This window comes from Pseudomonas sp. 91RF, from assembly GCF_003576265.1.
Lineage (GTDB): Bacteria > Pseudomonadota > Gammaproteobacteria > Pseudomonadales > Pseudomonadaceae > Aquipseudomonas > Aquipseudomonas kribbensis.
Window position 1 is genome coordinate 221,480 of the sequence record NZ_QWFC01000023.1, and the last position, 22,581, is coordinate 244,060.

19 protein-coding genes are annotated in these 22,581 nt (G+C 61.1%); 13 read left to right on the plus strand and 6 right to left on the minus strand.

Annotated features, from left to right (window positions below; translation table 11 throughout):
• Positions 1 to 19: 19 nt before the first annotated feature.
• Complete coding sequence (locus tag DXT77_RS10865; RefSeq protein WP_119427622.1) at positions 20 to 760, minus strand: ComF family protein; 741 nt, start codon at positions 758 to 760, stop codon at positions 20 to 22.
• Positions 761 to 851: 91 nt separating this feature from the next.
• Between DXT77_RS10865 and bioB the strand changes: the two genes are divergently transcribed.
• From bioB to DXT77_RS10920, 11 genes are all read left to right on the plus strand, one after another.
• Positions 852 to 1,907, plus strand: coding sequence for a biotin synthase BioB (bioB, locus tag DXT77_RS10870; RefSeq protein WP_007959840.1), 1,056 nt, complete (start codon positions 852 to 854; stop codon positions 1,905 to 1,907).
• Between the two features lie 160 nt (positions 1,908 to 2,067).
• On the plus strand, positions 2,068 to 3,246 hold the full coding sequence (gene bioF, locus DXT77_RS10875; protein ID WP_119427623.1) for an 8-amino-7-oxononanoate synthase: 1,179 nt from the start codon (positions 2,068 to 2,070) through the stop codon (positions 3,244 to 3,246).
• Positions 3,239 to 3,970 carry an alpha/beta fold hydrolase gene (locus DXT77_RS10880; RefSeq protein WP_119427624.1) on the plus strand — a complete coding sequence of 244 codons (732 nt, stop codon included), beginning with the start codon at positions 3,239 to 3,241 and terminating at the stop codon, positions 3,968 to 3,970. Before bioF ends, DXT77_RS10880 begins: the two co-directional genes overlap by 8 nt.
• A complete protein-coding gene (bioC, locus tag DXT77_RS10885) occupies positions 3,963 to 4,775 on the plus strand; it encodes a malonyl-ACP O-methyltransferase BioC (protein WP_119427625.1) in 813 nt (270 codons plus the stop codon). Before DXT77_RS10880 ends, bioC begins: the two co-directional genes overlap by 8 nt.
• Complete coding sequence (gene bioD / locus DXT77_RS10890) at positions 4,772 to 5,452, plus strand: dethiobiotin synthase (RefSeq protein WP_119427626.1); 681 nt, start codon at positions 4,772 to 4,774, stop codon at positions 5,450 to 5,452. Before bioC ends, bioD begins: the two co-directional genes overlap by 4 nt.
• A gap of 106 nt (positions 5,453 to 5,558) precedes the next feature.
• Positions 5,559 to 5,855, plus strand: a complete 297-nt coding sequence (locus DXT77_RS10895; RefSeq protein WP_085709192.1) for a pyrroloquinoline quinone biosynthesis protein PqqE — start codon at positions 5,559 to 5,561, stop codon at positions 5,853 to 5,855.
• 275 nt (positions 5,856 to 6,130) lie between these two features.
• Positions 6,131 to 7,936, plus strand: a complete 1,806-nt coding sequence (locus DXT77_RS10900) for a phenylacyl-CoA dehydrogenase (RefSeq protein ID WP_085709193.1) — start codon at positions 6,131 to 6,133, stop codon at positions 7,934 to 7,936.
• A gap of 260 nt (positions 7,937 to 8,196) precedes the next feature.
• Positions 8,197 to 10,311 (plus strand): cytochrome-c peroxidase, encoded by a 2,115-nt coding sequence (locus DXT77_RS10905; RefSeq protein WP_119427627.1) that lies wholly within the window; start codon positions 8,197 to 8,199, stop codon positions 10,309 to 10,311.
• 208 nt (positions 10,312 to 10,519) lie between these two features.
• A complete protein-coding gene (locus DXT77_RS10910; RefSeq protein ID WP_114885924.1) occupies positions 10,520 to 11,809 on the plus strand; it encodes a GGDEF domain-containing protein in 1,290 nt (429 codons plus the stop codon).
• A gap of 90 nt (positions 11,810 to 11,899) precedes the next feature.
• Positions 11,900 to 13,696, plus strand: a complete 1,797-nt coding sequence (locus DXT77_RS10915) for an acyl-CoA dehydrogenase C-terminal domain-containing protein (RefSeq protein WP_119427628.1) — start codon at positions 11,900 to 11,902, stop codon at positions 13,694 to 13,696.
• A 184-nt stretch (positions 13,697 to 13,880) separates the two neighbouring features.
• Complete coding sequence (locus tag DXT77_RS10920; RefSeq protein WP_119427629.1) at positions 13,881 to 15,659, plus strand: acyl-CoA dehydrogenase C-terminal domain-containing protein; 1,779 nt, start codon at positions 13,881 to 13,883, stop codon at positions 15,657 to 15,659.
• 228 nt (positions 15,660 to 15,887) lie between these two features.
• Here DXT77_RS10920 and DXT77_RS10925 read toward each other — a convergent pair whose 3' ends face one another.
• Positions 15,888 to 16,817, minus strand: a complete 930-nt coding sequence (locus DXT77_RS10925; RefSeq protein ID WP_085709198.1) for a LysR family transcriptional regulator — start codon at positions 16,815 to 16,817, stop codon at positions 15,888 to 15,890.
• Between the two features lie 169 nt (positions 16,818 to 16,986).
• Between DXT77_RS10925 and DXT77_RS10930 the strand changes: the two genes are divergently transcribed.
• Both DXT77_RS10930 and DXT77_RS10935 read left to right on the plus strand, forming a co-directional pair.
• Complete coding sequence (locus DXT77_RS10930) at positions 16,987 to 18,270, plus strand: aspartate aminotransferase family protein (RefSeq protein WP_119427630.1); 1,284 nt, start codon at positions 16,987 to 16,989, stop codon at positions 18,268 to 18,270.
• Between the two features lie 206 nt (positions 18,271 to 18,476).
• Positions 18,477 to 18,635 carry a YqaE/Pmp3 family membrane protein gene (locus DXT77_RS10935; protein ID WP_065259115.1) on the plus strand — a complete coding sequence of 53 codons (159 nt, stop codon included), beginning with the start codon at positions 18,477 to 18,479 and terminating at the stop codon, positions 18,633 to 18,635.
• Between the two features lie 3 nt (positions 18,636 to 18,638).
• Here DXT77_RS10935 and DXT77_RS10940 read toward each other — a convergent pair whose 3' ends face one another.
• The 4 genes from DXT77_RS10940 to pqqC are packed head-to-tail and all read right to left on the minus strand — an operon-like array spanning position 18,639 to position 22,581.
• Positions 18,639 to 20,447 (minus strand): S9 family peptidase, encoded by a 1,809-nt coding sequence (locus tag DXT77_RS10940; protein ID WP_119427631.1) that lies wholly within the window; start codon positions 20,445 to 20,447, stop codon positions 18,639 to 18,641.
• A complete protein-coding gene (pqqE, locus tag DXT77_RS10945) occupies positions 20,413 to 21,585 on the minus strand; it encodes a pyrroloquinoline quinone biosynthesis protein PqqE (protein WP_119427632.1) in 1,173 nt (390 codons plus the stop codon). The genes DXT77_RS10940 and pqqE overlap by 35 nt, the downstream gene beginning before the upstream one ends.
• On the minus strand, positions 21,557 to 21,832 hold the full coding sequence (pqqD, locus tag DXT77_RS10950; protein WP_085609083.1) for a pyrroloquinoline quinone biosynthesis peptide chaperone PqqD: 276 nt from the start codon (positions 21,830 to 21,832) through the stop codon (positions 21,557 to 21,559). Before pqqD ends, pqqE begins: the two co-directional genes overlap by 29 nt.
• Positions 21,829 to 22,581, minus strand: coding sequence for a pyrroloquinoline-quinone synthase PqqC (gene pqqC / locus DXT77_RS10955; RefSeq protein ID WP_011336228.1), 753 nt, complete (start codon positions 22,579 to 22,581; stop codon positions 21,829 to 21,831). The genes pqqD and pqqC overlap by 4 nt, the downstream gene beginning before the upstream one ends.

Sequence of the window (22,581 nt, forward strand, 5' to 3'; positions counted from 1 at the left end):
GCCGCTTGGCGCGTGTGAGTCAAGCCGCGTCGCCAGGTTTCGGCGTTCGGGCCAGGCAGTAGACGTCGACCCGCGTGGCGCCTGCGTCCACCAGCAACCCGGCCAACGCCTGGGCAGTGGCACCGGTGGTCAGCACATCATCCACCAAGGCCAGATGCCGGCCTTGTATATCGGCGTCCGGCACCAGGTTGAAGGCATTGCGCAGATTGCGTTTGCGCGCCTTGGCGTCGAGTGCCTGTTGGGCACTGGTGTCCTGGATACGGCGCAGGGCATTTTCTTCGCAGGGCAGATCCAGTTGCTTGCCGAGCCACCGCGCCAGCATGGCGGCCTGATTGAATCCGCGCTGACGCAGGCGCTTGTTCGCCAATGGCACCGGCAGCAGGGCGTCCGGGCGGGGCAGGTCTTCCTCGAAGCGATGTTGCAGGAATTGCCCGAGAACCTCGCCCAACAGGCGGCCAAACGGCCATTTTGCGTTGTGCTTGAACCGGGTGATCAGGCGGTCCACCGGGAAGCCGTAGGACCAGGGTGCTACCACCTGCTCGAAGGCAGGCGGATCTTTCAGGCAGCCGCCGCATGTCAGGCCCGCTGCGGGCAGCGGCAATGCGCAGGTCATGCATTGATCGCCAAGCCAGGGCAGGTCGGTTTCGCAGGCTACGCAGAGCGGCGTTTCAGTTTCCGCCGGCTCATCGCAAATCAAACAGGTTTGGTTGTTATTTAACCAGATGTAAACCGGTCTATCTTGATGTGGTTGACAGTGCATGACTCTTCCTTAAATATGCCGAACATCCGTGTCGTGCCTGTGGGTATTCCCTTTCCCCAGGCGCAAGCCAAGCATAACCAAGGAATCGCCCATGAGCGCCAGCACCACTGCCACCCTGCGTCACGACTGGACTTTGGCCGAAGTCAAAGCACTCTTCGTTCAGCCATTCAACGACTTGCTGTTCCAGGCGCAGACGGTGCACCGTGCGCATTTCGACGCCAACCGCGTCCAGGTTTCCACCCTGCTGTCGATCAAGACCGGCGCCTGCCCGGAAGATTGCAAATATTGTCCGCAGTCCGGTCACTACAACACCGGCCTGGAAAAAGAAAAGCTGATGGAAGTGCAGAAAGTCCTCGAAGAGGCTGCCCGCGCCAAAGCCATCGGCTCGACCCGTTTCTGCATGGGCGCGGCGTGGAAACATCCGTCGGCCAAGGACATGCCCTACGTGTTGAAGATGGTCGAAGGCGTGAAGGCCATGGGCCTGGAAACCTGCATGACCCTCGGTCGGCTCGATCAGGATCAGACCGAAGCGCTGGCCAAGGCCGGCCTCGACTACTACAACCACAACCTCGACACCTCGCCGGAGTTCTACGGCAGCATCATCACCACCCGCACCTACAGCGAGCGTCTGCAGACCCTGGCCTACGTGCGCGATGCCGGCATGAAAATCTGTTCCGGCGGCATTCTCGGTATGGGCGAGTCCCTCGATGACCGCGCCAACCTGCTGATCCAGCTGGCCAACCTGCCGGAGCATCCGGAATCCGTGCCGATCAACATGCTGGTGAAAGTGGCCGGCACGCCGCTGGAGAACGCTGACGACGTCGATCCGTTCGACTTCATCCGCATGCTCGCCGTGGCGCGGATCCTCATGCCGCAATCCCACGTGCGCCTGTCCGCCGGCCGCGAAGCAATGAACGAGCAGATGCAGGCCCTGGCGTTCTTCGCCGGCGCCAATTCGATTTTCTACGGCGACAAACTGCTGACCACCGCCAACCCGCAGGCCGACAAGGACATGCAGCTGTTTGCACGTCTGGGCATTCAACCGGAAGCCCGTGAAGAGCACGCCGACGAAGTGCATCAGGCTGCCATCGAGCAGGCGCTGGTGGAGCAGAAGAGCAGCGAGCAGTTCTACAACGCGGCGGTGTAAAAACCTGCGCGGATTCCTCTGAAGGAATGCAAACCCCTGTGGGAGCGAGCTTGCTCGCGATAGCGGTGCTTTAGTCGACATTGATGTCGGATGTGAAGGCCTCTTCGCGAGCAGGCTCGCTCCCACAAGGGATCTGTGTCACTTGAATGTCGAGGCTTGCATGTCTTTCGATCTCGCCGCACGTCTTGCTGCCCGTCGTGCCGAAAATCTCTATCGCCAGCGACCGCTGCTTGAAAGCCCTCAGGGGCCGCAAGTGGTGGTCGACGGTCAGCCGTTGCTGGCGTTCTGCAACAACGATTACCTGGGCCTGGCCAATCATCCGCAAGTGATCGAAGCCTGGCGCGCCGGTGCCTCCAAGTGGGGCGTTGGCGGCGGAGCTTCGCATCTGGTGATCGGCCACAGTGGCCCGCATCATGAGTTGGAGGAAGCCCTGGCCGACCTTACCGGACGGCCCCGCGCGCTGTTGTTCACCACCGGCTACATGGCCAACCTCGGCACGGTCACGGCGCTGGTCGGGCAGGGCGACACGGTGCTGGAAGACCGGCTCAATCATGCGTCGTTGCTGGATGCCGGACTGTTGTCCGGCGCGCGCTTCAATCGTTATCTGCACAACGACGCCGACAGCCTGGCCAAGCGTCTGGAGAAAGCCACCGGCAATACGCTGGTGGTCACCGACGGCGTGTTCAGCATGGACGGTGATCTCGCCGATCTGCCGGCGCTGGCCCGGGAAGCCAAGGCCAAAGGCGCTTGGTTGATGGTCGATGACGCACACGGTTTCGGTCCGCTGGGCGCGAACGGTGGCGGGATCGTCGAGCATTTCGGTCTGAGCCAGGAGGATGTGCCTGTGCTGGTTGGCACTCTTGGCAAAGCGTTCGGCACGGCGGGCGCGTTTGTCGCCGGCAGTGAAGAGTTGATCGAAAGCCTGATTCAGTTCGCCCGACCGTACATCTACACCACCAGCCAGCCGCCGGCGCTGGCCTGCGCGACGCTGAAAAGTCTGGAGTTGCTGCGCAGCGAGCACTGGCGCCGCGAGCATTTGCAGACGTTGATCCGCCAGTTCCGCCATGGCGCCGAACAGATCGGACTGGAACTGATGGACAGCTTTACGCCTATCCAGCCGATCATGATTGGCGATGCCGGTCGCGCCGTGCGTTTGTCGCAGATGCTGCGCGAGCGCGGGCTGATGGTCACCGCGATCCGGCCACCGACCGTGCCTGCCGGCAGTGCGCGGCTGCGGGTCACACTGACCGCCGCTCACACTGAGGCGCAGGTGCAACTATTGTTAGAAGGACTGGCCGATTGCTTTGCGCAACTCAAGTCGGAGCCAGGCCATGCGTGATCGACTGATTCTGCTCCCCGGCTGGGGCCTGGGGGTTTCCCCGCTGGAGCCTCTGGCGGCGGCGCTGCGCGGACTCGACGAACACCTGACGGTGGAAATCGAACCGTTGCCGGAGCTGGAGTCCAGCGATCCTGCAGACTGGCTCGATGAACTCGATGAGTGCATTCCCCAGGATGTCTGGCTCGGTGGCTGGTCGCTGGGCGGGATGCTGGCTTCTGAGCTGGCGGCGCGGCGTGGCGAACATTGCTGCGGCTTGCTGACGCTGGCGAGCAATCCTTCTTTTGTTGCCCATGAACAATGGCCGAGCGCGATGCCGGCGGAAACCTTCGATGCATTTCTGGCCGGTTGCAGTGCTGACCCGCGTCAGACCCTCAAGCGTTTTTCGTTGTTGTGCGCTCAGGGTGCGCAAGACTCTCGTGGCTTGTCGCGACTGTTGCTGGGCGGTGCGCCGAATACTTCACCGGTCGCCTTGATGGCTGGTCTGGAGTTGTTGGCGCAGATCGATACGCGCAATGCCTTGCAGGTGTTTCGAGGTCCGCAATTGCATCTGTTTGCCGGGCTGGACGGGCTGGTGCCGGCGGAAGCTGCGGGCGAGTTGTTCGCGCTGCTGGCGGATGTCGAAGTCGGGCTGATCGAGCAGGCCAGCCATGCGTTTCTTCTGGAAGACCCCCACGGTGTGGCCGGTGCGATCCAGGCGTTTTTAAGTGAGTGTGGTGATGACTGATTTGTCTCTTGCTGCGCTGCCCGGCGGCTTGCCTGACAAGCGCCAGGTCGCAGCTTCCTTTTCCCGTGCAGCGGCCAGCTACGACAGCGTCGCCGAGTTGCAGCGTGATGTCGGTACGCAGTTGCTCAATCGCTTGCCCATGGATTTTCTGCCGCCGCGCTGGCTGGATCTGGGTTGCGGCACCGGTTATTTCACTCGGGCGCTGGCCGAACGTTTTGCGGGTAACGAAGGGCTGGCGCTGGATATCGCCGAAGGCATGCTCAATCACGCCCGGCCGTTGGGCGGGGCCACATACTTTATTGCCGGCGATGCCGAACGCTTGCCGTTGCAGGATTCGACCTGCGATCTGATCTTCTCCAGCCTCGCCGTGCAGTGGTGTGCGGACTTCGAATCGGTGCTCGGCGAAGCCTTTCGGGTGCTCAAACCGGGGGGGATTTTCGCGTTTGCTAGTCTTTGTGTAGGGACGCTGTACGAACTGCGCGACAGTTGGCGCCAGGTCGATGGCCTGGTGCACGTCAACCGCTTCCGCGAGTTCGCCCGCTACGAACAATTGTGCGCAGCCAGTGGTTTGCGCACGGTCAGTCTGGAGAATCAGCCGCATGTGCTGCATTACCCGGATGTGCGCAGTCTGACCCATGAGCTCAAGGCGTTGGGCGCGCATAACCTGAATCCCGGTCGGCCGGGTGGATTGACCGGGCGCGCACGGATTCTGGGGCTGGTCGAGGCGTACGAGCAGTTCCGTCAGCAACAAGGCTTGCCGGCGACTTATCAGGTGGTCTACGCCGTGTTGGAGAAACCCTTATGAGCGCAGCCTATTTCATCACCGGAACCGACACTGACGTCGGCAAGACGACTGTCGCCGCCGGGTTGCTGCATGCCGCCAGATCGGCAGGGTTGAGCACGGCGGCGGGTAAACCGGTGGCGTCCGGTTGTGTCGTGACGCCCAAAGGCCTGCGCAACTCCGATGCCCTGGCATTGCAGGCCGAGTGCTCTTTGCCGCTGACTTATCAGCAGGTCAATCCGGTAGCGTTCGAACCGGCGATCGCGCCGCATCTGGCGGCACGAGAGGCCGGTGTGGCGCTGACCGTGCAATCACTGCTGGCACCGATGCGCGAGATTCTGGCCATGAACGCCGACTTCACGTTGATTGAAGGCGCGGGCGGTTGGCGGGTGCCGTTGGCGGATCAGGACAATCTTTCGGACCTGGCCATTGCGTTGCAGCTGCCAGTGATTCTGGTGGTGGGCGTTCGTCTGGGGTGTATCAGTCATGCATTGCTGACTGCTGAAGCGATTGCCCGTGACGGGCTGCAACTGGCCGGTTGGGTGGCGAACATCATTGATCCGAAGACATCACGACTTGAGGAAAACCTGGCGACGCTGGCCGAGCGGATTCCGGCGCCGTGCCTGGGGCGGGTGCCGAAACTCAAGGCGGTCAGTGCCGAGACGGTCGCGGATCACTTGCAACTGGATCTGCTCGACTGATTTTGGCTATGACAAGGCACTGTGCCATTAGTGTTTTTGACGGGTGTTTTTCTGACGCCTCTGGTTCAATGGCTGCCATTGATCCTTCCCAAGGATGAGAGCTCCCATGGAAATCTCCGGAAACACAGCTTTTTATGCCGGTCTGAGCACGATTCAGACCGGGCAGAACCGCGTCGATCAGGCCGCCAGCCAGATCGCCAACAACACCATTGAGCGTTCGGTCACCAGCCAGTCTTCCGAGGCCCAGATCGATCGTCTGCGCGGGATCGATCGCAGCCAGCAAATGGATCCGGGTAGCGCCATGGCCGAGATGGCCCAGGGCAAGTTTCAAGTGGAACTGGGCACGAAAGTCGCCAAGGCTTCCGATGAAATGCTCGGTACGATCATCGATACGTTCGCCTGATTTTCTGATCTGCGCTTTGCCAGACGCCGCGACTGTTCGCGGCGTTTTTCGTTGTAAGTCCTTCTCCCTCAACTAATCTTTTTTCATTGCACATGGCTCGTCCGGGCGCATGTCGCGGTGCTGTGTCCGGCGTTCGGAAAATGTGATGACGAATGGCAAAAGAACGACGCTTGACAAGATTTCGGCGTAAACGTATGTTTCAAACAACTGTTTGACCGTCACAACAAATCAATGCGGTCGTTCATTCCCGGTTACATCAGCAGAGGTTTATCGCTATGCCTGACTACAAGGCCCCCTTGCGTGATATTCGCTTCGTTCGTGACGAACTGCTCGGCTACGAAGCGCACTATCAGAGCCTTCCAGCGTGCGCAGAGGCAACGCCGGACATGGTTGACGCCATTCTTGAAGAGGGCGCCAAGTTTTGTGAGCAGGTGCTGGCACCGCTGAACCGCGTGGGCGACATCGAAGGTTGCACCTGGAGCGAGTCCGGCGTGAAAACCCCGACTGGCTTCAAAGAGGCCTACAAGCAATTCGTCGAAGGCGGCTGGCCAAGCCTGGCCCATGACGTGGAGCACGGCGGTCAAGGCCTGCCTGAGTCGCTGGGCCTGGCCGTGAGCGAAATGGTCGGCGAAGCCAACTGGTCGTGGGGCATGTACCCAGGCCTGTCGCACGGCGCGATGAACACTATTTCCGAGCACGGCACCCCGGAGCAGCAGGAAGCCTATCTGACCAAACTGGTTTCCGGCGAATGGACCGGCACCATGTGCCTGACCGAGCCGCACTGCGGCACCGACCTGGGCATGCTGCGCACCAAGGCCGAACCTCAGGCCGACGGTTCCTACAAAGTCTCCGGCACCAAGATCTTCATCTCGGCCGGTGAACACGACATGGCCGACAACATCGTCCACATCGTACTGGCCCGCCTGCCGGATGCACCGGCCGGCACCAAAGGCATTTCCCTGTTCATCGTTCCGAAGTTCCTGCCGAACGCCGACGGCACCGTTGGCGCCCGCAACGCTGTGAGCTGCGGCTCGCTGGAACACAAGATGGGCATCCACGGCAACGCCACTTGCGTGATGAACTTCGACGGCGCGACCGGTTTCCTGATCGGCCCGGCGAACAAAGGCCTGAACTGCATGTTCACCTTCATGAACACCGCACGTCTGGGTACCGCGCTGCAAGGTCTGGCCCACGCCGAAATCGGCTTCCAGGGCGGCCTGAAATACGCTCGCGACCGTCTGCAAATGCGCTCCCTGACTGGCCCGAAAGCGCCGGACAAAGCCGCTGACCCGATCATCGTGCACCCAGATGTACGCCGCATGCTGTTGACCATGAAGGCATTCGCCGAAGGCAACCGTGCAATGGTGTACTTCACCGCGAAACAGGTCGACATCGTCAAATACGGCGTGGACGAAGAAGAGAAGAAGAAAGCCGACGCTCTGCTGGCCTTCATGACTCCGATCGCCAAAGCGTTCATGACCGAAGTCGGTTTCGAATCCGCCAACCACGGCGTGCAGATCTACGGCGGCCACGGTTTCATCGCCGAGTGGGGCATGGAGCAGAACGTTCGCGACAGCCGCATCTCGATGCTGTACGAAGGCACCACCGGCATCCAGGCACTCGACCTGCTGGGCCGTAAAGTGCTGATGACCCAAGGCGAGGCTCTGAAAGGCTTCACCAAGATCGTCCACAAGTTCTGCCAGAACAACGAAGGCAACGAAGCCGTCAAGGAATTCGTCGCCCCGTTGGCTGCACTGAACAAAGAGTGGGGCGAGCTGACCATGAAGGTTGGTATGGCCGCCATGAAAGATCGCGAAGAAGTCGGCGCGGCCTCCGTGGACTACCTGATGTACTCCGGTTACGCCTGCCTGGCCTACTTCTGGGCCGACATGGCGCGTCTGGCTGCTGAAAAACTGGCTGCCGGCACCACAGATGAGGCGTTCTACACCGCCAAGCTGCAAACCGCACGCTTCTACTTCCAGCGCATCCTGCCGCGTACCCGTACGCACGTGGCAACCATGCTGTCGGGTGCCAACAACCTGATGGACATGAAGGAAGAGAACTTCTCGCTGGGCTACTAAGCCTTAACGCGGTCGTTCCAGAAACCGCTGCGCCTTCGGGGGCAGCGGTTTTTTTGTGCCCGGATTTCCCCAATCCCGGGGCTGATTCCCCAGCATCGACGACGGCTTTGCTCAGCCGATCCCCTGCGCTTATTGATTCAAGATGTTTCCAGAAGAGTGGCCAATTAATTGCACTGCCCGAATTACCGGTGCTGACCAGAACTGCCTGCTCAAAGAAGCATGACGCCCGGCACTTAACAACAACAGTCAGGGTGAAGCCTATGAACATCAGTCGACTCGCTCGTTTGACCTTCTGGTTACCCGTCGCGCTGTCAGTCCACAGCGCCTGGGCCGCCGACCCCGCCGAAGTCGATCCTCCCGTGCCGGAGGTTCCGTCGTTGCAATCTTTGCGCGGGATGGTGCCTCCCGATCCGTCCGGAACCGAAGGCGGGCGCAAGGTCGACTTGATGACCGACTACGTGCTCAACCGTTCTGCCGCGATCCTGTTGGGCAAGGCGTTGTTCTGGGACATGGAGATCGGCAGCGACGGCGCAACGGCGTGCGCATCCTGCCACTACCATGCCGGCGTCGATCATCGCATCACCAACCAGCTCAACCCCGGCCAGGCCAACACCAACGCCAACGTCGCGTCGATTTTCAACAAGCCGTTTGTGGCCTCCGACATTCCCGGTGACGTGGCGACCTACTCAACGTTGTCCGGCGGAAAGGGCGGCCCGAACTACACGCTGAAAAAAACCGACTTTCCGACTCATGTGCTGAGCAATCCGCTGGAGCGCAACTCGCCGATCGTTTTCTCGACTGACGATGTGGTTGGCTCGCAAGGTGTGTTCGATGCCAACTTCGTCAAACCCAATCAGCCGCGGTTCGACAAATGCACCCAGCAGCCGGACGGCCTGTTTCAGGTCGGCGGCATCAATGTTCGCCGCAGCACCGGGCGCAACGCGCCGTCGGTAATCAACGCCGCATTCAACGTGCGCAACTTCTGGGACGGCCGGGCCAACAACGTATTCAACGGGTTTTCGCCGTTCGGCAATCGCGATCCGGATGCGGGAATCTACGTGACCAGCGAACGCAGCACGGTCGCCACCAAAGTCAGGCTGGCACTCAACGATGCCTCTGCCGCCTCGCAAGCCGTCGGCCCGCCCGGCAGCCCGGTGGAAATGTCCTGCGGCGGCCGAACCTTTGCTGACATCGGTCGCCGGATGCTCGACACCCTGATGCTCAAGCAGCAGCGGATCTCGTCCAGCGATTCGGTGCTCGGCCCAGTGTCCGGTGCGCGGCGTCCGACTTATCGCGAACTGATCAAGAATGCCTTCCAGCCCCGGCTGTGGAACGCCACGCAAAACGTGTTGGTGGGCGGGGCGCCGTACACCCAGATGGAAGCCAACTTCCCGCTGTTCTTCGGCCTGGCGATCCAGATGTATGAAGCCACGCTGATCTCCGATCAGGCACCGATCGATGCTTATCTGCAGGGCGATCACACCGCGATGAACGCGCAGCAGGTCGAAGGCATGAATCTGTTCCTCGGCAAGGGCAAATGCGTCAATTGCCACGGCGGCGCTGAGCTGACCAATGCCGCTAGCCGCTTGCTGTTGCACCCGCGTGAGCGCATCGAGCGGATGGTGATGGCCGACAATCTGACCACGCTCTATGACAACGGCTTCTACAACACCGGTGTCCGGCCGACTTCGGAAGATCTGGCTCTCGGTGGCGCGGATGCCTGGGGTAATCCATGGTCGTTCACTCGCCAGTACAACACGGTGTTGCAGGGCGGAAAGTCCGTCGATCCGCTGGATGTCGACGTGTGCACCTTCGAAGCGCCGCTGAGTGCGGCGATTCCGTGCGATGCCACGCTCAAGCCGAATGTCGGGTTCCGCGATTCGGTGGATGGCGCGTTCAAGACACCGACCCTGCGCAATATCGCCCTGACCGGCCCGTACTTCCACAATGGCAGTCGCGCCACGCTCAAGCAGGTCATGGAGTTCTACAACCGTGGCGGCGACCGGCGCGGCGAGGATGCCAACAACACCAGCGGCTTCGAGCACCCGGCGGTGAATCAGCACAACACCTCCAACCTCGATCCGGACATGACGGCGCTGAACCTGACGCCTGATGAAATCGATGCGCTGGTGAAATTCATGGAGGTCGGCCTGACCGATCCGCGCGTCGCCTGGGAACGGGCGCCATTCGATCATCCGTCGCTGGTGATCCCGCAGGGCCACATCGGTGATGAAAATGCCGTGACCCAGCGCCCGGCCAGTCCGAAAGTCACGACCCGTCAGGCAACTGACGCACTGCTCAATCTCAAGCCTTATGGCGCTGAAGGCCGGCCGGCGGCGGAGGGTCCGTTGCAGCCGTTCTACAACGATCTTTGAGTGGAAATGATCGTCATGGCCATCACGCATGGTGGCCATGACGAAAGTTTCATGTCCGCCAAGGAAAAAACCTTGATTGGAGGCTCAGAAACCGGGGGATCCGGCCGTTAAAAAGACAACCTGTGATCTGGATCACATTGTGTGTGCTTAACTGGCCACATTGCAGGCACAATGCCATCTCTTTGCCAAGACGGTCGGAGCTTTACCCTTGCCGCGTTCTTCCGCTGTACGTTTCAGTCATTTCATACCTTCACTGCTGTTGTTGCTTGCGGGGTTGGCGGCTGCGTACGTCAAAGACCTCAACGTGTTCTTCACCTCGCTGTTCAACGTGTTGCCAACCCTGGTGCTGTTGCTCGGCGGGTCGTATTGCGCGGTTTACCGACGCCAGCGCGAACTGTTTCTGATGGTCACGGTGTACATCGCCTACTTCCTGCTCGACACCCAGACCGACTATTACCGCGACAACGGCAAGGTGCGCGAAGACGCGGCCGTGGTGTTCCATCTGGTTTGCCTGCTGTTGCCGTTATTGTTCGGTCTGTTTGCGGCGTGGCAGGAGCGCACGCATCTGTTTCAGGACATGGTGGCGCGCTTTGCCGTGCTGCTGGCGTTTGGCAGCGTGGCGCTGGGGCTTGAGCAAAGTTATCCGCAGGCGTTGCTGATGTGGCTCTCGGAGATCCGCTGGCCGGCCCTGCACGGCGCCTGGATGAGCCTGATCCAGATGTCCTATCCGGTGTTCCTCTCGGCGTTCCTGTTGCTGGCCTGGCAGTACTGGCGCAACCCGCGTCCGCTGCACGCGGCGCAACTGGTGGGATTGCTCGGGGTGTTCTGGATGCTGCCGAAAACTTTCATCCTGCCGTTCACCCTGAACATCATGTGCAGCCAGGTGATGCTGATGATTGCGGCGGCGGTGGCGCACGAGGCTTATCAAATGGCCTTCCGTGACGAGCTCACCGGTCTGCCGGGCCGTCGCGCACTCAACGAGCGGATGCAGCGTCTGGGTCGCAACTACGTGCTGGCGATGAGCGACGTCGATCACTTCAAGAAATTCAACGACACCCATGGTCATGATGTGGGTGACCAGGTCCTGCGACTGGTGGCCAGCAAACTGTCGAAAATTAGCGGAGGCGGCAGGGCCTATCGCTATGGCGGCGAGGAATTCGCCCTGGTGTTTGCAGGCAAGACCCTTGAAGAGTGCATGCCGCACCTGGAAGTCATCCGCGAGTCGATTGCGTCCTACAACATCCAGTTGCGCAATCAGGAAAACCGCCCACAGGACGATCAACAGGGGCGTCAGCGGCGGGGCGGCTCCGGTGCGTCCAGCGTATCGGTAACGGTCAGTATCGGTGTTGCGGAACGGGTCGAGCAGCGCACCCCGGAAGACGTGCTCAAGTCCGCCGACCAGGCGCTCTACGCCGCCAAGGGCGCGGGTCGCAACTGCGTGATGGCGTTCGGTCAGAATCGTCGTGGTGCGGTGCGCATGGACAGCGCCGCAGGTTGAGTGATGACGGCGCATTCAGCGTCTGGACAGTGATTGTGGAGCAGGGTGGCCGGCAGTAGGTTGAAACGATCTGCTGACGGAGAAGCCACCATGCCCGAGTACAAAGCTCCCCTGCGCGACATGCGCTTTCTGATCGACCACGTCTTCGACTTCCACACCCAGTACGCGGCCCTCGGCGCCCACGACGCCAGCCCGGACATGGTCAACGCGATCCTCGAGGAGGGCGCGAAGTTCTGTGAGAACGTTCTGGCACCGCTCAATCGCAGCGGCGACGAAGAAGGCTGCCATTTCGACAACGGCGTGGTGACAACGCCTACAGGCTTCAAGGAAGCTTTCGCACAATACGTGGAAGGCGGCTGGCATGGTCTGGCGGCGGATCCGGCCTACGGCGGCCAAGGCCTGCCGAGTTCGCTGGGGCTGGTGATCAGCGAGATGGTCGCCTCCAGCAATACCTCCTGGGGCATGTACCCGGGCCTGACCCACGGCGCGATGTCGGCGATCCACGCCCACGGCACCGAGGAGCAGAAAAACACCTATCTGCGCAAACTCACCGCCGGGCAGTGGACCGGCACCATGTGCCTGACCGAAGCCCATTGTGGCACCGACCTGGGCATCATCAAGACCCGCGCCGTGCCTCGGGCCGACGGTAGTTATGCGGTCACCGGCAGCAAGATTTTCATCTCCGCCGGCGAGCACGACCTGAGCGACAACATCATTCATCTGGTGCTGGCCAAACTGCCGGACGCCCCGGCGGGCACCAAAGGCATTTCGCTGTTTATCGTGCCGAAATTCCTCCCGGATGCAGCCGGCGAGGCGGGGGAACGCAATGGTGTTTCCTGCGGTTCGATCGAACACAAGATGGGCATCAAGGCCTCGGCCACCTGTGTGCTGAACTTCGATGACGCCAAAGGCTTCCTGATCGGCGAACCGAACAAAGGCCTCAACTGCATGTTCACTATGATGAACCACGCGCGCCTCGGCACCGGGATGCAGGGCCTGTGTCTGGGCGAGGCAAGTTTCCAGGGCGCAATCAAATACGCCAACGACCGCTTGCAGATGCGCGCCCTGACCGGCGCCAAAGCTCCGGATAAACCGGCCGACCCGATCATCGTCCATCCGGACGTACGACGCATGCTGCTGACCATGAAAGCCTTCAACGAGGGCAACCGTGCGCTGACCTATTTCACTGCGCAGATGCTCGACGTCGCGCACCTGAGTCCGGATGCCGAGGCGCGTCAGGAGGCCGAAGATCTGCTGGCGTTCCTTACCCCGATCTGCAAGGCGTTCATGACCGACACCGGGCTGGAGGTGACCAACCACGGCATGCAGGTGTTCGGTGGCCACGGTTTCATCCGTGAGTGGGGCATGGAGCAACTGGTTCGCGACTGCCGGATTGCACCGATCTACGAGGGCACCAACGGCATTCAGGCACTGGATCTGCTCGGGCGCAAAGTCCTTGGCAGCCAGGGCAAACTGCTGCGTAACTTCACCAAAATCGTCCATAAGTTCTGCGCCGCCAACGCCGGGCATGCGCAGCTGGGAGGATTTGTCGCGCAGCTCGATGGCCTCAATCAGCAGTGGGGCGAGCTGACCATGCAGGTCGGCATGGCGGCGATGAAGAATCCGGATGAAGTCGGCGCCGCCTCGGTGGATTACCTGATGTACAGCGGTTACATCGTCCTCGGCTATTTGTGGCTGCGCATGGCGCTGGTCGCCCAGGCACAGCTGGAATCGGGCGAGGGTGATGGCGATTTTTGCCACGGCAAACTGGCGACGTGCGAGTTCTACTTCAAACGGTTGTTACCACGTACTGCGGCGCACCGCGCGGCGATCGAGGCGGGCAGCGATTGCCTGATGAAACTGCCGGCGCAGTTGTTCTCGCTGTAACACGCCACTGTTAAACAAAAGAGCCCGCTGATTGCGGGCTTCTTTTTGGGTACAAGGCGGTGACTAAAAATAACAAAACAGTCATGGCCTGACCCTATGTGTCGCAAAAGTTGTTGGGTTACACTCCAGCTCAACGAAATCACCCTTCCACGAATTACCTGTTTAGATCTTTGCGAGGTTTGCCATGGCTGACTACAAAGCGCCGCTGCGCGATATGCGCTTCGTCCTCAATGAAGTGTTCGAAGTCGCCAAACTCTGGGCCGAACTGCCGGCCCTGGCCGAGACCGTCGACGCGGAAACCGTTGAGGCCATTCTCGAAGAGGCCGGCAAGGTCACCAGCAAAAGCATTGCGCCCCTGAGCCGTGCGGCCGACGAAGAAGGCTGCCACTGGGCCGACGGTGCCGTCACCACGCCGGCCGGTTTCCCACAGGCCTATCAGACTTATGCAGAAGGCGGCTGGGTTGGTGTTGGCGGTGATCCGGAATACGGCGGCATGGGCATGCCCAAAGCCGTCTCGGCTCAGGTCGAAGAGATGGTCAACTCCGCCAGCCTGTCCTTCGGTCTGTACCCGATGCTGACGGCCGGCGCCTGCCTGTCGATCAACGCCCACGCCAGCGAAGAGCTGAAAGCCGCGTACCTGCCGAACATGTACGCCGGCGTCTGGGCCGGTTCCATGTGCCTGACCGAACCGCATGCCGGTACCGACCTGGGAATCATTCGCACCAAGGCCGAGCCTCAGGCCGACGGATCGTACAAGGTCAGCGGCACCAAGATCTTCATCACCGGCGGTGAGCACGACCTGACCGAAAACATCATCCACCTGGTGCTGGCCAAACTGCCGGACGCACCGGCGGGGCCGAAAGGCATTTCGCTGTTTCTGGTGCCGAAGTTCATGGTCAATGCCGATGGCAGCCTGGGCGCGCGCAATCCGGCGAACTGCGGTTCGATCGAACACAAGATGGGCATCCAGGCCTCCGCTACCTGCGTGATGAACTTCGACGAAGCCGTGGGTTACCTGGTCGGCGAGCCGAACAAGGGCCTGGCCGCGATGTTCACCATGATGAACTACGAGCGTCTGGGTGTCGGTATCCAGGGCCTGGCCACCGGCGAGCGCTCGTACCAGAACGCTCTTGAGTACGCCCGTGATCGCCTGCAAAGCCGTTCGCCGACCGGTGCGCAGAACAAGGACAAGGTCGCCGACCCGATCATCGTCCACCCGGACGTGCGTCGCATGCTGCTGACCATGAAAGCCTCGAACGAAGGCGGTCGTGCGTTTTCCACCTACGTGGCAATGCAGCTCGATACCGCCAAGTTCAGCGTAGACGCCGCCACCCGCAAACGTGCGGAAGATCTGGTGGCCTTGCTGACGCCGGTTGCCAAGGCGTTCCTGACCGATCTGGGTCTGGAAACCACCGTCCACGGCCAGCAGATCTTCGGCGGCCACGGCTACATCCGCGAGTGGGGCCAGGAGCAACTGGTGCGTGATGTGCGCATCACCCAGATCTACGAAGGCACCAACGGCATCCAGGCGCTGGACCTGGTAGGCCGCAAGATCGTCGGTAGCGGTGGCGCGTTCTACAAACTGTTCGCTGACGAGATCCGCCATTTCACCGCGACGGCGAGTGCCGATCTCGGTGAGTTCACCAAGCCGCTGAATGACGCCGTCGACAACCTTGACGAACTGACCTCGTGGCTGCTGGACCGGGCGAAAACCAACCCTAACGAAATCGGTGCAGCGTCGGTCGAGTATCTGCAAGCCTTTGGTTACACCGCTTACGCCTACATGTGGGCGTTGATGGCCAAGGCATCGCTGGGCAAAGAAGCGCAGGATGATTTCTACGCGAGCAAGCTCGGCACCGCGCGGTTCTATTTCGCCCGTCTGCTGCCGCGGATTCACTCGCTGAGCGCGTCGGTGAAGGCTGGCAGCGAGTCGCTGTTCCTGCTGGATGCTGCGCAGTTCTGAGGATGTAACGTCATGTAAGCGATCTCTTACATGACGTGCTGCTGTTCTCCCATAGGCGTAGATTGGATCCAGAGCTAATCTACTTTCCATGGACGTCGCGCAGGAAGCGCAAAGCAACAACACGGACACGTAAGGATTCTGCCAGGGTGGCGGAGTGAAATGGATGTCAGGGAAACAGTCTGCAAAGCCCCGCTTCGGCGGGGTTTTCTTATGCCCGCAGAAAAGTTTTCAGCTCAACGAATCCAGACCTGGCGCAGCTTTGAGCGGTTTTTCCTCGCGCTGCATCACTTCCTCCAGCAACGTTCGCAGCAAGGCCAATGACGCCTGCTGACGCTGCACGTCGCGACACACCAGGCCCACCTTCAGCGGCACCCTTGGTTCGCTGATCGGTTTCCACAGCAAGTCCTGATCGTCGTACTCCTTCTGTGAGCGCCCCGGCAGCACCGTCGCCAGCCGTGTGTGCGGCAGGCTGTCGAGAATCCCCACCATATTGTTCAGTTCTGCCTGTACTTGCGGGCGTCGCCCGAGGCTGGCCAGTTGCGCCTGCCAGATCTGGCGGATCTGGAACTCCTCGCCCAGCAACAACATCGGCAATTCTGCGGCCTGGCTCATCGAGACTTTCTTGAATTCGCGCAACGGATGATCTGCCGGGATGACCAGCGTCAGTTCATCTTCGTACAGCATCACGCCGTGCAGCCCCGGCTGGCGGGGCGGCAGATAGCTGATGCCGATATCCAGCGAACCATTGAGCAGGCGCCGCTCGATCTCCAGCCCCGTCAATTCATAAATCTGTACTACCAGATGCGGCTGGGCCTTGCGCACCCGCTCAAGCATTTGTGGTACCAGGCTGGTGTGCACGGTTTGCAGCACACCGATCGCCAGCGTACGCAGCGCCTGGCCCTTGAAGTTGCCCAGCGCCTCGCGCGCACGTTGCATGCCGTCGAGCAATGGCAGCGCGTGGTTGTACAGCGTGTGGGCGGCCAGGGTCGGCAGCAGACGTTTGCTGCTGCGTTCGAACAGGGTGACGTCGAGGTTCTGTTCCAGATGGCGGATCTGCTGGGACAGCGCGGGCTGAGAGATCGACAGGCGCTCGGCGGCACGCCCGACATGGCCTTCTTCGTAGACCGCGACGAAATAACGCAGTTGTTTGAAATCCATAAGTGATACTTATCGAAAATGCTGGGAAATCGAAATGGCTCGGTGCCTTGAAGACGCCTAGTCTAACCGCATTCACAAGGCTTACAGGGCCGGAAAGCGCAATGACCAGCGTTTGCTTCGAAAGTGTTTACATAGGCAGTTCAAAAAACCTCAATCGAGGTTTTTTTCAATGAATCTGTTCAGCTTGCGGCGCCAGACGCCGAGCCTCGATGACCTGGCTTTTGAAACCCATGAGCCGGATGCCGCTGATGACCTGAATGCCGAGCGCCTGATGCCCAGCGTCGAGCGCCCGCAGCAGGTTTTCGTTCGCGGCCAGGGTTCCTGGTTGTGGGACAGCAATGACCGCGCCTACCTGGACTTTTCCCAGGCCGGCGGCGCCAACAGCCTGGGCCACAGCCCTTCGGCGCTGGTAAAAGCCATCGCCAGCCAGGCACAGGCCCTGATCAATCCCGGATTCAATCTGCACAACCGCGGCATGCTCAGCCTCGCCGAGCGTTTGTGTGCCAGCACTTCCAGCGATCAGGCGTATCTGCTCAACAGTGGCAGCGAAGCCTGTGAAGCCGCGATCAAACTGGCGCGCAAATGGGGCCAGCTGCATCGCGGCGGCGCCTCGCGGATCATTGTCGCCAGACAAGGTTGTCACGGACGTAGTCTGGCGACGATTTCGGCGTCGGACAGTTGCAACCTGCACAATCGCTTCGCACCACTGCTGCCGGGCTTCGATCTGGTGCCGTTCAACGACCTGCCGGCGCTGCATGCCGCAGTCGATGCGCAGACCGTGGCGATCATGCTCGAACCGATCCAGAGCGATGCCGGTGTCATTCCAGCGACCGAGCATTACCTCAAGGGTGTCGAGCGCCTGTGCCGTGAACTGGGGATTCTGCTGATCCTCGACGAAGTGCAGACCGGCATCGGCCGCTGTGGCACCTTGCTCGCCGAACAATCCTATGGCGTGCGCGCCGATATCGTCGTACTCGGCAAGGGCCTTGGCGGTGGCGTTCCACTGGCTGCATTGCTGGCGCGAGGCAAGGCCTGCTGTTTCGACTTCGGTGAGTTGGGCGGTACCCATCACGGCAACGCCCTGATGAGCGCCGCCGGCCTGGTGGTACTCGACAGCGTGCAGGACCGCTCCTTCCTCGATCAGATCCGGGAAAACGGCCAGCATCTGCGCGAAGGGCTGGCCCGTCTGGCGTATCGCTATGAACATGGCGAGTTACGCGGGCAAGGGCTGTTCTGGGGACTGACTCTGTCGGAAGACTCCGCCGAGGCCGTGGTCAAAGCCGCGCTCCATGAAGGCTTGCTGCTCAACGCCCCACAAGCCAACTGCCTGCGCTTCACCCCGGCGCTCACTGTCAGCAAGGCCAATATCGACGAAATGCTCCTGCGCCTGGCCCGCGCCTTCTCCCGGGTACGCACGGCGCAACTGCAATGCCGCAAAGGGATTGCCGTCTGAGCTGAAGTTTCCCACCCGAATTCAAGAACCGTCTCGCGGTATAACGCACGCCCCACGCCTGATTCTTTTGGCGTGGGGCGTTTTTTTGTAGCCGGGTAATGGCATTCAAATGGCGAGATCGCGGGTTGCACTGAACCCTGACAAACGGCACAGGTCGATTAGCTTGTATGGCTCAGTCGAGCCAGCCCCCAATCAGGAGCTGCCCCATGGACTTCATCCGCATCATCATCGCCATTATCTTGCCGCCGCTGGGTGTGTTTCTGCAGGTCGGGTTCGGCGGCGCGTTCTGGCTGAATATCCTGCTGACGCTGTGCGGTTACATCCCGGGGATCGTGCACGCGGTGTACATCATCGCCAAGCGTTGAGTTTCAGACCGCCAGGCCCATCACTCGCCGATAGAAACGCCACTCCTGCTCCAGCGCATGGGCCTGATTGACGGCTCGGCGGAAGCCGTGGCGTTCGTCGGCGTAGTAATGCGCTTCGACCTCGATACCGTTGTGCTCCAGGGCGGCGACCATGTCGCGGGTCTGTTGCGGCACGACCACTGCGTCCAGTTCACCCTGAAAGAAAATCACCGGCACGCGAATGTTGCCGGCGTGCAGCACCGGTGTGCGGGCGGCGTAGCGTTCGGCGTCTTGCTCGGGATCGCCGATCAGCCAGTCCAGGTAATCGCCTTCGAACTTGTGTGTCGCGCGGCCAAGCGCTACCGGGTCGCTGACGCCGTACAGGCTGGCGCCGGCGCGAAATACTTGATGGAATGCCAATGCGCACAGCGTCGTATAACCGCCGGCACTGCCGCCGCGGATAAACGCGCGCTCGCCGTCGATCATGCCGCGATCATTCAGGTAAGCGACGACCGCACAGGCATCCTCGACATCCACCGCGCCCCAACTCAGATGCAACGCCTGCCGATAATCCCGGCCATAGCCGCTGCTGCCGCGGTAGTTGAGGTCGGCGACGGCGAAGCCGCGTTGCGTCCAGTACTGGATGCGCGGATCCAGCATCGGGTAGCAGGCCGACGTCGGGCCGCCGTGGATGAACACCACCAGCGGCGGTTTGGCATCGCCATTGGTGGCGGGATAAAAGAAACCGTGCGCTTCACCTGAACCGCTGGGATAGCGCAGGGTTTGCGGACGGCTGATGCGTTCGGGGGGCAACGGTGCGACGCCGCCGGCCAGCACCTTCACTTCACGGGATTCGCGATCTATGGCAACTACCGCTGAAGGGCTGATCGGTGAAGCGGCGATGCAGTAAATGAATTGATCATCGACCGCCAGATGACGGAAGCGACTGTAGTCGCCGGTGAAGTCTTCACCGTTGAGTGCCAGACGACCGAAACCGCCTTCGCTCCAACTCGCCAAAAAGCTTTCGTCGACGGGCAGCCAGGTGCAGCCGCCGAGTTGCCACGGCGCTGGTGCATGATCGGCCTCGGCACAAGGTAACGGTTGCAGGCCGTCTGCAGACTCGATCCACGGCTGCCAATATCCGCCACGATCAGTCAGACAGCCCAGTCGGCCACTGGCATCGAAGCGCGGTTGCTGGATCGACTCTTCCAGCGTTTCACCGGCCACGCAACGTGGGGCAGAAAATCCACTACCTGCGCGCTCGACGATCATCAAACGGGTGGACGTCCACGGCTGATGCGGGCGGCTCCACTCGATCCACGCCAGGCGCTGACCGTCCGGGCTGATGATCGGCGATGCGTAAAAGTCCGCGCCTTCAACCAGCATATGGCAGGCGCCATTCGCCAGATCGATGGCCACCAGCCGATGGCGATCACTCTTTTCTTCAACCGCCAGTACCTGACCGTTGGCGAAATGCAGATCACCATATCGGCACTCGCCGGATGTCAGCGCTTCAGGCTCGCCATCCAGCGTCTGGCGATACAGCTGCTGATCCGCCTCGTTGACGAAAACCACGCCATCAGGCGTCAGACAAAACGCTCCACCGCCATATTCGTACACCCGGCTGCGCACGCTGAATCCCGCAGGTGTCAGACATTTCGCCACGCCATCGCGCCAGTGCCAGATCCGGCACGCGGCGTCTGCCGGCCGGTATTCGTTCCAGAACAAACCATGGGCGCCGAGCTGCAATTCGGCGAAATCCACACCGGCTGCAACGGCGGCAGTGGCGCTGAAAGGCTCAGCCTTTGGCGATGAGGCGCGAGTTTCGTTCATTGCGAAAGGCCAGTTGTTCGATGGTCTGGGTGGCGTGCTCGGCTTCTTCGCGGGCCTTGAGGATCACGCCGTGATGTTCGGACTTGCTGCACACCGGGTCGGCATTGCTGGCATCGCCAGTGAGCATGAACGCCTGGCAGCGGCAGCCACCGAAGTCCTGTTCTTTCTCGTCGCAGGAGCGGCACGGCTCGGGCATCCAGTCATAACCGCGAAAACGGTTGAAGCCGAACGAGTCGTACCAGATGTGCTGCATGCTGTGGTCGCGCACATTGGGAAATTGTACCGGCAGCTGTCGGGCGCCATGACAGGGCAGGGCGGTGCCGTCCGGCGTGACCGTCAGAAACAGGCTGCCCCAGCCGTTCATGCAGGCTTTCGGGCGCTCTTCGTAGTAGTCCGGGGTGACGAAAATCAGTTTGCATGGATGCCCTTCGGCTTCCAGCTTGGCGCGGTATTCGTTGGTGATGCGTTCGGCGCGAACCAGTTGCTCTTTGGTCGGCAACAGGCCGACACGATTGAGCTGCGCCCAGCCGTAGAACTGGCAGGTGGCAAGCTCGACGAAGTCCGCCTCCAGTGCAATGCACAGCTCGATGATGCGGTCGATCTTGTCGATGTTGTGCCGATGGGTGACGAAGTTCAGCACCATCGGATAGCCCTGGGCTTTCACGGCGCGGGCCATTTCCAGTTTCTGCGCGAAGGCTTTTTTCGAGCCGGCGAGCAGGTTGTTCACTTGCTCGTCGCTGGCCTGGAAACTGATCTGGATGTGATCGAGCCCGGCCTTCTTGAAGTCGCTGATCTTCTGTTCGGTCAGGCCAATGCCGGAGGTGATCAGGTTGGTGTAGAAACCCAGCTGCCGCGCTTCACGGATCAGCTCGGCGAGGTCCTGGCGCACCAGCGGTTCGCCCCCGGAGAAGCCCAGTTGCGCCGCACCCATCTCCCGCGCTTCGCGGAATACCTTGATCCACTGCTCGGTGCTCAGTTCTTTGCCCTGCTCGGCAAAATCCAGCGGATTTGAGCAGTACGGGCATTGCAGCGGGCAGCGGTAAGTCAGCTCGGCGAGCAGCCACAGCGGCAGGCCGACTTCCGGTCTGGCCGGGACTTGCACCGATGACTCAGGCAAGTTCGATCCAGTGCTGCGCACGGGCAACCTCCATGAATTGCTCGATGTCGTCACCGAGCTCGGGCACGCCGGGGAACTGTCTGTCGAGTTCGGCGATGATCGTCGCGACATCCCGCTCACCGTCTATCAGACCGCCGATCAGCGCGGCACTTTCATTGAGTTTGATCATGCCTTCCGGGTACAGCAGCACGTGGCCTTTCTGCGCCGGTTCGTACTGGAAGCGGTAGCCGGGACGCCAGGTCGGGGTCTTGCTGCGGTCGAAACTCATAAGGCGATTCCTTTATGCCAGACCCGTTGATCGGTGACGCTGTGATACGGCGGGCGGTTCAGTTCGTAGGCCATGCTCATGGCATCGAGCATGCTCCAAAGGATGTCCAGTTTGAACTGGAGAATTTCCAGCATGCGCTCCTGGCCTTCGCGGGTCTTGTAGTGCTCCAGCGTAATTGCCAGACCATGCTCGACATCGCGCCGGGCCTGACCGAGACGGGTGCGGAAGTACTCGTAGCCGGCCGGGTCGATCCACGGGTAATGCTGCGGCCAGCTGTCGAGGCGCGATTGGTGGATCTGCGGCGCGAACAGTTCGGTCAACGAGCTGCTGGCGGCTTCCTGCCAACTGGCGCGGCGGGCGAAGTTGACGTAAGCATCGACGGCGAAACGCACGCCGGGCAACACCAGTTCCTGGGAGCGCAATTGATCCGGATCGAGACCGACGGCCTGGCCGAGACGCAGCCAGGCTTCGATGCCGCCGTCTTCGCCGGGGGCGCCGTCGTGGTCGAGCAGGCGTTGAATCCACTCGCGGCGGATTTCGCGATCCGGGCAGTTGGCGAGGATGGCCGCGTCTTTCAGGGGAATGTTCACCTGATAGTAGAAACGGTTGGCGACCCAGCCCTGGATCTGCTCGCGAGTAGCCCGGCCTTCATACATCGCCACGTGATACGGGTGATGGATGTGGTAGTAGGCGCCCTTGGCGCGCAGGGCCGCTTCGAATTCGGCGGGGGACAGCGGGGTGTCGGTCAT